The sequence below is a fragment of the Streptomyces sp. NPDC088915 genome (genome assembly GCF_044749825.1).
Taxonomy (GTDB): domain Bacteria; phylum Actinomycetota; class Actinomycetes; order Streptomycetales; family Streptomycetaceae; genus Streptomyces.
Genome location: NZ_JBIVIR010000011.1, coordinates 224,731 through 236,834, shown reverse-complemented (window position 1 = coordinate 236,834; position 12,104 = coordinate 224,731). Strand labels below are relative to the sequence as shown.

The 12,104-nt window shown below is 73.2% G+C and carries 10 protein-coding genes; 3 read left to right on the top strand and 7 right to left on the bottom strand.

Features of this window, described 5'->3' with window-relative positions; translation table 11 throughout:
• Positions 1-311 precede the first annotated feature (311 nt).
• Complete coding sequence (locus tag ACIP5O_RS21710; RefSeq protein WP_401295650.1) at positions 312-1,427, top strand: M23 family metallopeptidase; 1,116 nt, start codon at positions 312-314, stop codon at positions 1,425-1,427.
• A gap of 79 nt (positions 1,428-1,506) precedes the next feature.
• Positions 1,507-2,208 (top strand): GNAT family N-acetyltransferase, encoded by a 702-nt coding sequence (locus ACIP5O_RS21705; RefSeq protein ID WP_401295648.1) that lies wholly within the window; start codon positions 1,507-1,509, stop codon positions 2,206-2,208.
• 28 nt (positions 2,209-2,236) lie between these two features.
• Here the strand turns inward: ACIP5O_RS21705 and ACIP5O_RS21700 are convergent, their stop codons facing one another.
• The 7 genes from ACIP5O_RS21700 to ACIP5O_RS21670 form a co-directional block, all read right to left on the bottom strand.
• A complete protein-coding gene (locus tag ACIP5O_RS21700; protein ID WP_401295646.1) occupies positions 2,237-4,075 on the bottom strand; it encodes a lysyl oxidase family protein in 1,839 nt (612 codons plus the stop codon).
• A gap of 349 nt (positions 4,076-4,424) precedes the next feature.
• Positions 4,425-5,933, bottom strand: coding sequence for an MFS transporter (locus tag ACIP5O_RS21695; protein ID WP_401295644.1), 1,509 nt, complete (start codon positions 5,931-5,933; stop codon positions 4,425-4,427).
• 198 nt (positions 5,934-6,131) lie between these two features.
• A complete protein-coding gene (locus ACIP5O_RS21690; RefSeq protein WP_401295642.1) occupies positions 6,132-6,959 on the bottom strand; it encodes a tyrosinase family protein in 828 nt (275 codons plus the stop codon).
• Positions 6,960-6,982: 23 nt separating this feature from the next.
• Positions 6,983-7,387: a tyrosinase cofactor gene (locus ACIP5O_RS21685; protein WP_401295640.1), complete on the bottom strand. Its 405-nt coding sequence runs from the start codon at positions 7,385-7,387 to the stop codon at positions 6,983-6,985.
• Positions 7,388-7,681: 294 nt separating this feature from the next.
• Entirely contained in the window at positions 7,682-8,431 is a 750-nt protein-coding gene (locus ACIP5O_RS21680) for a succinate dehydrogenase/fumarate reductase iron-sulfur subunit (RefSeq protein ID WP_401295638.1), read from the bottom strand.
• Positions 8,428-10,371, bottom strand: a complete 1,944-nt coding sequence (locus ACIP5O_RS21675) for a fumarate reductase/succinate dehydrogenase flavoprotein subunit (RefSeq protein WP_401295636.1) — start codon at positions 10,369-10,371, stop codon at positions 8,428-8,430. The genes ACIP5O_RS21680 and ACIP5O_RS21675 overlap by 4 nt, the downstream gene beginning before the upstream one ends.
• 2 nt (positions 10,372-10,373) lie before the next feature.
• On the bottom strand, positions 10,374-11,099 hold the full coding sequence (locus ACIP5O_RS21670; protein ID WP_401295634.1) for a succinate dehydrogenase: 726 nt from the start codon (positions 11,097-11,099) through the stop codon (positions 10,374-10,376).
• Between the two features lie 96 nt (positions 11,100-11,195).
• On the opposite strand from ACIP5O_RS21670, the gene ACIP5O_RS21665 reads away from it, so the two are divergent.
• Complete coding sequence (locus ACIP5O_RS21665; protein WP_401295632.1) at positions 11,196-12,101, top strand: LysR family transcriptional regulator; 906 nt, start codon at positions 11,196-11,198, stop codon at positions 12,099-12,101.
• Positions 12,102-12,104: the final 3 nt, after the last annotated feature.

The following is a 12,104-nucleotide window of genomic DNA, read 5'->3' as shown; positions in this document are numbered from 1 at the left end:
GTGCGGCGGCGGACGGCCGCGGCCCGAGGCCCTCGCGGTCGCCGTCGCGGGCCGGGGGCGGCACGGTGACGGAGGGGACCGGGAGGTCCGGCCACCGCCATTGGGCCGATCAATGACGACGCCTTGACACGGTTGACGCGCGTTGACGAGGAACGCCACACTCAGTCAGGTACACGACAAAGTGACGGGGGGTCACGTCGTGCGCGGACGCGCTTCGCGCTCCCGCCTCCCCCGGCTTCCCGCTCGTTCCGGCACCGCACCGGTGCCCGCCTTCCGGCGGGCCCTTCTCCCCCGTGAAAGGAACACCGCCCGTGCTCTCCGGCCTCCCCGTGAGAATCGCCGTCACCGCCCTCGCCGTCACCGGCCTGCTGGCCGCCGCTCCTTCGGCGCCGACGCCCCCCTCGGCCCGGGCCGCGGCCGCCACGACCGCCGCCGGGGCGCCGTCCGCGGGCGTCACCGTGAAGATGCCGGCCGGCGTCGCCGACCGCCTCGGCACCGACCGCGCGGCGCTGGTGGACGCCGTCTCCGCCGGCGTCCTCTCCCGGTCCCACGACGTCGAGGGCCTCGCTCCGGCGACCGCCGTCGGCAAGCTCGCCGCCGAGGGCCGCAAGGTGGTCGTCGACGTGCGCGGCGTCTCGCGCGACTGGGCCCGGGGCGTCGCCTACGTCGAGGCCTCACGCGCACGGCACGGCGCGCCGGAGGGCTGGCTCTACCTCGCCCACCGCGAGGACGGGCGATGGGTCGCGGGCCTGGAGGGCGACCGCGAGTTCGCCGACCAGGTGGCCGGGTCCCCGCTGGTGGGCGCGGCGGAACGGCGGACCATGACGGCCTACGCCGAGCGCGCGGCGGCGCCCCGGACGCGGCCCCTGGAGACGCGTCCGGAACAGATCTCGCCCGCCGGGGCCCAGGCCAACCTCAACGGACTGCTGCTGCCCTGGATGCCGGACCACTACATGACCCTGACCGGCGGCCCGCACGCCCACGACAGCGGGTCCGGATACTGGAGCGCCCTCGACTTCGCCGGCGGCAACGCCAGCGGTCTGGTCCGCTCGTCCCGCGAGGGCACGGCGACATCGATGTGCGGCGCCGGCGGCGGCTGGACCCGGGTGATCCACCCCGGCGGCTTCTCCACGGACTACTACCACATGCGGAACACGACCTACTACAACGGGACGTCGATCTCCCGCAGCGCCCTGCTCGGCAGCATCGGCACCGACACCTGCGCCGGCGGTTCCGCGACCGGGGCCCACGTGCACTGGAGCCTGCGGACCTACGACGCCGACCACGTCGGTCAGTACACCTGGCTGAACGGCCGCACCATCGGCGGCTGGACGTGGTGGAACGGCTCCGCCCAGTACTCCGGCTGCGGCACCCGCCTGGGCGTCACCGCCTGCCCCGGCACTGCGCTCTACAACCGCACCGGCTGACCGGTCCCCGGACCCCTCGGCGGCGCTCCCCGGCCCCTGTGGAACAGTGGCGGGCGGTTCCGAGGAAAGGCGACACACGATGACGAACGACGGGGGCGACGGCCTCGCGGTGCTCGACGACCCGGTGGGCGAGTCGCTGCGCGGGCGTCACGCGGGGCTCGGCCGCCGGCACGGCCGGGCCGCCACGTACCTGCCGGAGGTCTCGACCTTCTCGGCGATACCCGTCGACGCGGGCGCGGCGGACTGGGCCGACCTCGCGCGGCTCCTCGGCCGGGAGGCCTTCGCCGACATGTTCAGCTGCCCGGCCGTCCCGCCGCCGGACTGGGAGCCGGTCTTCGTCCTCGAAGGACGGCAGATGCTCTGGTCCGGCGGCGGGACATCCGGCGCCGCCGACGCCGGCGTGGTCGAACTCGGCGCGGCCGACGTGCCGGAGATGCTCGACCTGGTCGCGCGCACGCAGCCGGGGCCGTTCTGGCCGCGCACCCGCGAACTCGGCACCTACCTCGGGATCCGTGACGGCGGCAGGCTGGTGGCCATGGCGGGCGAGCGGCTCCGGCCGCCGGGCTGGACCGAGATCAGCGCCGTCTGCACGGACCCCGAGGCACGCGGACGGGGGCACGCCGCCCGCCTCGTGGGCGCGCTCGCCGACCGCGTCCTGGCCCGGGGCGAGCGCCCCTTCCTGCACGTGGCCGAGAAGAACACGGCGGCGATCGCGCTCTACGAGCGGCTCGGCTTCACGACCCGGAAGCACGTGACCTTCCGGGGCTTCTGCACCCCGTGACCGCTCCCCCGGCGCGCGGTGTCCGCGATCAGTTCGCGTTCACGAGGTCGTGCGCCGGGACCGTCACGGTCCGCTGCCCCGGCTTGCCGCCGAGGACGACCTTGCGCAGGGCGCTGTTGTTGTCCAGGTTGGTCTCCTTCAGCCGCTTGGCCGGGTTGGCGAGGACCTGGATGTAGTAGGTGCCGTTGGGCACGTCCGTGATGTCGAAGGACTGGCCCGGCAGGTCCTGGGTGTAGGTGTCGCCGGAGCCGACGTCGAGCACCTCGCGGACGGAGATCGAGTTCTCCTGGCCGCAGGCGGTCGCCAGGTCGGTGTTGTACGGGTGCCAGTTGGCGTTCTTCACCGTGTAGTCGACGGCGTCGGTGTTGGCCAGGCAGAAGGCCTCCTTGCCGCTGCGGACCGCCTCCTTCTTGTCGGCCTTCAGGAGCCGGTAGCTGGCGAAGTCGGTGAAGTGCCAGTGGACGTGGCCGGGGCGCGGGTCCCACTCCATGGTGCCGGTCGGGGTGTAGCCGACCTGCTTGCCCTTGGCGTCGTAGAAGTACTGGTAGGCGTCCATTTTGGCCTTGCCGGGCGAGCGGAAGCCGTCCACCACGAGCTGGGCCGGGCCGGCGTTCCACACGTTGGCGCTGAAGGCCAGGTAGTCCTTGCCCGGGACGTTCTCCGCGCCGTCGCTGATGGTGATGCCGTACGCCGGGAGCGAGCGCAGGTCGGGCTTGGGGACGTCCGGGACGGAGGCCTTGCCGGTGGGCCTCTTGGCGGCCGGCACGAGGGCGGGCGCCTTGCGCGAGCCGTCGGTCTGCCCGGTCGTGTCGCCGGTCCGCGCCCCGGCCGCGTCGGCGCCCCGGGCGCCGGCGAGCGCGGCCTGCTGCTTCTTCAGTGCCCACGGGAGGGCCGGCGGGGCGGCCTTCAGCGGTCCGTGGCCCGCGTTGTACGAGGGGGTCGCGCCGCTGGTCTCGGGCGCGCCGGCCTGGGCGGGCTTCACCGGGCCGTGCCCGGCGTGACCGGCGTGCGCGGCGGGTGCCCGGTGGGCGGTGCCGTGCCCACCGGCCGTGCCGTGCTCATCGGCCGTACCGTTCCCGGCGTGGCCCTCCGCCGTGCCGTGTCCGGCGTGTCCACCGGCCGCGGCCGACCGGGCGGCCCCGGCGCCGTTGCCCTCCTCCCAGCTGCGCTCCTGGACGGTGACCTTCACCGTCGCGGGCTTGTCGGCGATGCCGAAGAGGTCCCGGTACTTCTTGGCGACCCCGACCCTGGCCGTGTACGTGCCCGCCGCGAGCTTCACCGGCTGGGTGTAGGAACCGGCGTAGGTGTTGGAGGCCCACCCCTTCTCGACGCCCCACACGGAGCCGAGGGTGAAGGGGTTGGTGGGACAGCTCTCCGGATACTTCGAGGTGGCGGGCGCGTCGGGCCGGATCCGGCCGCTGGCGTTGTTCGGGCAGAAGCTCTCCGCGCGGCTGAGGACCTTCTTGCCCGCCTTGTCGGTGAGGGTGATCTCCGCGAAGCCGGGCAGCCCGGAGAAGTCCTTCACGGTCCCCTGGGGCAGCACCTTGGCCTTGGCCTTGCCGCCCTCGTACACGGTCTGGGTGAGGACCACCGGGTCCTTGTAGGACTTCCGGGTCGCCTTGAGCTCCAGCGGCGTCCCCTCCGCGGTCAGGTAGGTGCCCAGGTCCAGGTAGACGCCCGGGTCCTCCTTCCAGGAAGTGAGCGTGACCGAGCCGGTCGCCGCGACGAGGCTCAGCCTGGGGCCCGTCGCGGCCTTCGCCTGCTCCGGCGAGACGGCCATGAAGCCGGCCGTCACGGCCATGGCGGCGACGGCCGTGGTGCCGGCGAGCAGCGGACGCCCCAGCCGGTTGGTGCGGGTAGTGGTCATCGTTCCCTCGTTCTCGACGCTGTGCGAAGAAGGCGGACAGCGGGGCACGGCCCGGCGGGACGGGAGGACCGTCCGGCCGGCGCGGCGAGAGGCACTCGCCGCGCCCGTGCGGTGAGAGGAGGGGATCCGGCGCCCGGTTGTCCGGGGGGTCGAAATCGTCGGGATGTTGGCCGAATAGCGCCGCTGTGGGGGAAACGGCCGGTGCGGCGGATCGATGGGCCGACGGCGTGGGACGGTCGGGCCGTACGGGTTGGACAAGGCGTACGAGGCGCCCCGGCCGCCCTGGTCGCCCCGGCGGCCCCGCCGCCCTGGTCGCCCCACCGCCCCGGCCGCGCGGGGGCGCCCCGTCTCAGCGGTGCCGGTCGGCTCCGTCGCGCGCGGCGGCCTCGTCGTCCGAGGTGGTCCCTTCGCGCGCCGCGGCCCGCCGGCCCGCCACCACGTCCGCGACGGCGACGGCGAGCGAGGCCACGACGAAGGCGATCGAGACGAGGAGGCCGTGGTCGTAGGCGGTGGCCCAGCCGTCCTGGGCGACCTGGCCGAAGAAGACGGAGCCGACCGCGGCGATGCCGACCGCCGAGCCGACCCGCTGGCCGGTCTGGAGGGTGCCGCCGGCGCTGCCCGCGCGGCGCACGGGCACCTCGGAGAGGGTGAGGGTCTGGTTCGGGGCGATCACCAGGCCGCTGCCGAGTCCCGCGAGGAGCAGCGGGGCGAGCATGGCCCAGCCCGCGCCCCGGCCGGGCACCTGGTGGACGGCGAACGCCGTCCCGGCGAGGCCGATCGCCACCATCGCCAGGCCGACGACCACGAGGGGCCGGCCGAAGCGGTCCACGAGCCGGCCGCCGATCCCGGCCGCGATCCCGGAGCCCAGGGCGAAGGGGGTGATGGTGAGCCCGGCCTGGAGCGCGCTGTAGTGCAGTCCGCTCTGGAGGTAGAGCGTGCTGACGAAGAAGATCGAGGTGAAGCCCGCGAAGTAGAGCAGGATCAGGAGCGAGCCGAGCCAGTAGGAGCGGACGCGGAAGAGTTCCAGGTCGATGAGGGGCTCGTCGCCCGAGCGGGCGCAGCGGCGCTCCCAGGCCACGAAGACCGCGAGCAGGACGGCGGCGACGGGGACGAGCAGGTACTTGCCGTTGCCGGGCCACTGCTGGGACTGGACGAAGGGCAGCAGCAGGGCGAGGACCGCGGCGCCGAGGAGCACCACGCCGACCGGGTCGAGGCGGCCGAGCCGCACCGGCTTGGCGTCCGGTGTGTCGGGCAGCAGCCGCCGGGCGAGGAACAGGCACACGATCCCGATGGGGAGGTTGACGTAGAAGACCCAGCGCCAGCCCTCCTCGGGGCCCGCCGCCTGGATCAGCAGGCCGCCGAGGAGGGGGCCGACGGCGGTGGAGATGCCGACGACGGTGCCGAACATCCCGAAGGCCCTGCCGCGCTCGGAGCCCCGGAACATCTGCTGGATGAGCGCGGAGATCTGGGGCGAGACGAGGCCGCCGGCCACGCCCTGCGCCAGGCGTGAGATCACCAGCCACATGCTCGTCTGGGCCGCTCCGCAGGAGGCCGAGGCGAGCGTGAAGAGCGCGAGGCCGACGATGAAGACGCTGCGCCGGCCGCGCGCGTCGCCGAGGCGTCCGGCCGGGATGAGGAAGAGCCCGAAGGCGAGCGCGTATCCGGAGAGCACCCACTGGAGGTCCGACTCGGGGGTGTCGAGGCCGGTGCGGATGGAGGGCAGCGCGACGTTCACGATCGACACGTCGAGGAGGGTCATGAACCCCGCCACGAGGCAGACGCCGAGCGCCTTCCACCGGTTCGGGTCCGGTTCCTCCTGCGGCCGGTGCGGGGCCTGCGCCGACTCTTGCCGGGTCACGTGTCCTCCTGGTCCCTCGGGTACGGCCCGGTGGACGGCGCGCGACACGGGCCGTGTGCGCCTCCCGGGCTGCGAAGACCCGGGTACCCGGCGCACGCCTTCCCGATACCTCCTTTTCCTGTGGATCATCCGTTGATGTGGGCAAATGCCCGGGTGTCCGTGCGGGGCACCCGGGCCGGGGAGGCGGTCCGGGGACCGTCAGGCCGCCGTGTCGAAGGTGTAGTGGGGCGTGTGGTCCAGCATGTCGGCGGGGGTCACGTCGTTCCACGGGCGCATGGTGTCGTGGAGGTCCACGACGTTGCGGGTGCCCGCGGCCGGCAGGTAGGCCGAGCCGGGGTGGCGGGCCTGCCAGTCGGCCCACAGCTTGTCGACGAAGGCGTGGTGCAGCCAGAAGACGGGGTCGTTGGGCGAGACCCCGGTGGCCATCTGGCCGCCGACCCAGACGTGGACGCGGTTGTGGAGGTTCACCCCGCGCCAGCCCTCCAGGTGGTTGCGGAAGCCGTCGGAGGCGCTGTTCCAGGGGGCGGTGTCGTAGGTCTCCATGGCGAGGACGGAGTCCACCTCGGCGCGGGTGGGGAGCTGCCGGCCGCCGGCGCCGAGGTCGCGCCGGAGGAAGTCGCGTCCGTCGACGCGGACGGCGATCGTCCAGCGGTTGCCGGACCGGGCGAAGGGGCCGTCGGTGACCTGCCCGTCGCGGGCGCGGCCGGTGCCGCCGAGGAAGTCGGGCGCCCAGAGCGAGGAGCGGGAGGTGCGGTCGGCGGTCCAGTCCCAGTAGGGCAGGGTGACGGTCGCGTCGACGGACTTCAGGGCCTCCTCGAACTCCAGGAGGAAGCGCCGGTGCCAGGGCAGGAAGGACGGCGAGCGGTGGCCGACGCGGTCGCCGTCGTCGGTGTCGCCCATGATGAAGGCGTTGTGCGTGGTGACGAAGGCGTCGTACCGCCCGGAGCGCTTGAGCTCCAGGAGGGCGTCGACGAAGCGGCGCTTCTCGTCGGCGGTGAGGGCGGCCTGGTTCTTGCGTACGGTCATGGTGGTGCGTGCTCCTGGAGGGGTCAGCGGAGGGTTCGGCCGAGGGCGAGGGGGACGAGCGGGGCGCCGCGGAGTTCGCGGACGGCCGCGCGGGCCAGCTCCCTGGGCGTGGCGACGGGCTCGTAGTGGTGGATCACGCTGATCCAGGTGCCGTCGGCGTTCCGCATGACGTGCAGTTCCCGCCCGTCGACGGTGACGGTGTAGCCGCCTGCGTGGTGTCCCCCGTGGTGGCCGCCGCCGTGCGCGGGCCCGCCCTGGATGCGGCGGCCCTGGTAGACCTCGTCGAAGGCGGCCGGGTCGGAGCCGGCCGCCGGGGCGGCGGCGCGGAGGCCCGAGGCCGCGGCCGGGCCCGCCTGGGCGAGGACCGCGACGGCGCCCGCGGCGCCTGCCGCGACGCCGAGCGCCCGGCGGCGGGTGATGCTGGACATGAGATACCCCCAAGTGGTCTGTGCGACCGGGGGTTTGGTCATATGCCCCCGGCAGGGGTCATCAGTACCCGGGGGTGTCGGCGCGGCGGAAATCGCCGGGGGGCGGTTGGCCGCGAAGTGGTCAACTTGCCACGGAAAGTGCAGGTTTGAACAGAGTTGATCTTGCTGTTCGTGGACACGGAACCACCCCGGAGCGAAAATCTTACGGAGAAAGTGCTCTTTCCGTGAATGATCTTTCGCTCCGGGGTGCGAGGTGTGGCGGGGCCCACGCCCCCGGATTGTCCGGATCGGGCCTCAGCCGCGACCGGCCTTGCGCCGCGCCCGCAGCCACTCCCGGTTCATCGCCGAGATCGACGGCAGGGGGATGCCCTTCGGGCAGGCCGTCGCGCACTCGCCCGTGAGGGTGCAGCCGCCGAAGCCCTCCGCGTCCATCTGGGCGACCATGTCGAGGACCCGGGTCTCGCGCTCCGGGGAGCCCTGGGGCAGCACGTTAAGGTGGTTGACCTTGGCCGAGGTGAAGAGCATGGCCGAGCCGTTGGGGCAGGCCGCCACGCACGCGCCGCAGCCGATGCACTCGGCGTGCTCGAAGGCGGAGTCCGCGTCGGGCTTGGGGACGGGGGTGGCGTGGGCCTCGGGGGCCGCGCCCGTGGGGGCGGTGATGTAGCCGCCGGCCTGGATGACCCGGTCGAAGGCCGAGCGGTCGACCACCAGGTCCTTGACGACCGGGAAGGCGGAGGCGCGCCAGGGCTCGACGTCGATGGTGTCGCCGTCGCGGAAGGAGCGCATGTGGAGCTGGCAGCTCGTGGTGCGCTCGGGGCCGTGGGCGTCGCCGTTGATGACGAGGCTGCACGCGCCGCAGATGCCCTCGCGGCAGTCGTGGTCGAAGGCCACGGGGTCCTCGCCGCGCACGATGAGTTCCTCGTTGAGGGTGTCGAGCATCTCCAGGAACGACATGTCCGGGGAGATGCCGTCCACCTCGTAGGTGGCCATGGCGCCGTCGGCGTCGGCGTTCCGCTGGCGCCAGACGCGCAGGTTGAGCTTCATGCGTAGCTCCGCTGGGTGGGGTGGACGTACTCGAAGGTCAGTTCCTCCTTGTGGAGGACGGGGGCGGCGCCGTCGGTGAACTCCCAGGCCGCCGCGTAGGCGAACTCCTCGTCGCGGCGGGCCGCCTCGCCGTCGGGGGTCTGGGACTCCTCGCGGAAGTGGCCGCCGCAGGACTCGGCGCGGTGGAGCGCGTCGAGGCACATCAGCTCGGCGAGCTCCAGGTAGTCGACGATCCGGTTGGCCTTCTCCAGGGACTGGTTGAACTCCTCGCCGGTGCCGGGGACCTTGATCCGGCGCCAGAACTCCTCGCGGATCTCGGGGATGCGGGCGAGCGCCTCGCGCAGCCCCTCCTCGGTGCGGGCCATGCCGCAGTGCTCCCACATGAGTTCGCCGAGTTCGCGGTGGAAGGAGTCCGGGGTGCGGTCGCCGTCGACGGAGAGCAGCAGGTTCAGCCGGTCCCCGGTCTCGGCGAGCACCTCGCGGACCGCCGGGTGGTCGTCGGTGACCGGTTCGGCGTGCGGGTGGCGGGCGAGGTAGTCGTTGATGGTGGCGGGCAGGACGAAGTAGCCGTCGGCCAGGCCCTGCATGAGGGCGGAGGCGCCGAGCCGGTTGGCCCCGTGGTCGGAGAAGTTGGCCTCGCCGACGGCGAAGAGGCCGGGGACGGTGGTCTGGAGGTCGTAGTCGACCCAGAGCCCGCCCATCGTGTAGTGCACGGCGGGGTAGATCCGCATGGGGACCTCGTACGGGTTCTCGGCGGTGATCCGCTCGTACATGTCGAAGAGGTTGCCGTACTTCTCCTCGACGGCCCTGCGGCCCATCCGGCGGACGGCGTCGGCGAAGTCCAGGTAGACGCCCTGGCCGCCGGGGCCGACGCCGCGGCCCTCGTCGCAGACGTTCTTGGCGGCGCGGGAGGCGATGTCGCGGGGGACGAGGTTGCCGAAGGAGGGGTAGATGCGCTCCAGGTAGTAGTCGCGCTCCTCCTCGGGGATCTCGGCGGCGGGGCGGGTGTCGCCCTGGGCCTTGGGCACCCAGATGCGTCCGTCGTTGCGCAGCGACTCGCTCATCAGGGTCAGCTTGGACTGGTGGTCGCCGGTGCGCGGGATGCAGGTGGGGTGGATCTGGGTGAAGCAGGGGTTGGCGAAGTACGCGCCGCGCCGGTGGGCCCGCCAGACGGCGGTGGCGTTGGAGTTCATCGCGTTCGTCGACAGGTAGAAGACGTTCCCGTAGCCGCCGGTGGCCAGGACGACGGCGTCGGCGTAGTGGGTGGAGACCTCCCCGGTGATCAGGTCGCGGGCGACGATGCCCCGGGCCCGCCCGTCGACGACGATCAGGTCGAGCATCTCCGTACGGGCGTGCATCTCGACGTGTCCGGCGGCGATCTGCCGGGACAGCGCCTGGTAGGCACCGAGGAGGAGCTGCTGTCCGGTCTGGCCGCGGGCGTAGAAGGTGCGGGAGACCTGGACGCCGCCGAAGGAGCGGGTGTCGAGGAGGCCGCCGTACTCGCGGGCGAAGGGGACGCCCTGGGCGACGCACTGGTCGATGATCTCGACGGAGATCTGGGCGAGGCGGTGGACGTTGGACTCGCGGGCCCGGAAGTCGCCGCCCTTGACGGTGTCGTAGAAGAGGCGGTGCACCGAGTCGCCGTCGTTGCGGTAGTTCTTGGCGGCGTTGATGCCGCCCTGGGCGGCGATGGAGTGGGCGCGGCGCGGGGAGTCCTGGAAGCAGAACTGGACGACCTGGTAGCCCTGTTCGGCCAGGGTGGCGCCGGCGGAGCCGCCGGCCAGGCCGGTGCCGACGACGATGATCCGGTGCTTGCGGCGGTTGGCGGGGTTGACCAGCTTCGCCTCGAAGCGGCGGGTGTCCCAGCGTTCGGCGACGGGCCCGGCGGGGGCCTTGGTGTCGGCGATCGGCTCGCCGACGGCGTAATCGACAAAGCTCATGGTCAGCTCACCACTCCGGTCATGACGGCGACGGGGACGGAGACGAAGCCCGCGGTCAGGGCGAGCGCGAGGCCGTTGGCGAGGCCCCGGAGGAGGCGCTCGCGGCGGGCGTTGCCGACGCCCAGGGTCTGTGCGGCGCTCCAGAAGCCGTGGCGGACGTGGAGGCCGACGGCGAGCATGGCGACGACGTAGATGACGTTGCCGTACCAGGTGGAGAAGGTGTCGACGACGTTCTGGTAGGGCCTGCCCTCCTCGAAGCCGCCGGTGTGGACGGTGCCGGTGGTCAGGTCGAGGACGTGCCAGACGATGAACAGGGCGAGGATGATCCCGCCCCAGCGCATGGTGCGGGTGGCGTACGAGGCCCGCCTGCGGCGGTGCACGTAGGCCGTGGGGCGCGCCTTGATGTCGCGCCGGCTGAGCTGGTACGCGGAGACGGCGTGGGCGACGACGGCGGCGAGGAGCACGATCCGGACGATCCAGAGGGCCCACTCGTGGTGCAGGAGCGGGGCGCCCATGACGCGCAGCCAGTGGGCGTAGCCGTTGAACTCCTCGGGGCCGAAGAAGACCTTGAGGTTGCCGATCACGTGGGCGACGAGGTAGCCGAGCATGATCAGCCCGCTGACGGCCATGACCGTCTTCTTGCCGAGCGTCGAGGAGAGGAATCCGCGTGACGGTGTGGGGGACGGCGGGCGGTCCGCCGTCCGGTTCCCCGTGGGTGCCAGAGCCATGCCGTCGAGGCTAGGGCCGAAGGGCCCGAGAGGTCCAAGACATGGTTCGGCTGATCTCGATAGGCTCCTCCTATGCGCATCGCCTAGGCTGGGCCCATGCAGTTCCAGCAGCTCCTCTACTTCGTCGCCGTGGCCGAGACCCGGCACTTCACCCGGGCCGCCGAGCGCGTCCACGTCTCGCAGCCCTCGCTCTCCCAGCAGATCAAGGCCCTGGAGCAGGAGCTGGGCGCGGAGCTGTTCAGCCGGGCCCGGGGCAACATCACCCTCACCGACGCCGGGGAGGCCCTGCTGCCGCTGGCCCGCCGGATCCTCGCCGACACGGAGACGGCCCGCCTCGAGGTGCAGGAGCTGGCCCGGCTCAAGCGGGGCCGGGTGCGGCTCGGCGCGACCCCGAGCCTGTGCACGGGGCTCCTGCCGGACGTGCTGCGCGCCTTCCACGACCTGCACCCGGGGATCGAGCTCCTGATCGAGGAGAGCGGCTCGCACGACCTCGTGCGGGAGCTGGCGCGCGGGGCGCTCGACCTGGCCCTCGTGGTGCTGCCGCTGCCGACCCCGTCACCCGCCCTGACCACGATCGAGCTGCTCCGGGAGGACCTGGTGGTGGTCTCCGCCGCCTCGGAGCCGGCGCCCCGGCGCCCGGTGCGGATCACGGACCTGCGCGACCAGCCGCTCGTGATGTTCCGGCACGGCTACGACCTGCGGGAGCTGACGGTGGCGGCCTGCCGGGCGGAGGGGTTCGAGCCCGCGTTCACCGTCGAGGGCGGGGAGCTGGACGCGGTGCTCGGTTTCGTACGGGCCGGGCTCGGGCTCGCGGTGGTCCCGGCGATGGTCGCCGCGCGGGCCGGCCGCGACCTGCGGGTGACGGCCCTCGCCCGGCCGGGGCTGCGCCGCACCATCGCGCTGGCCCACCGCAGCGACGTGGCGCCGCCGAGGGCCGCGCGGGAGCTCCAGCGGGTCCTGCTGGCCTCCCGGAAGGTGCGGCCGGGGGGCACGTCCGTCTGACCT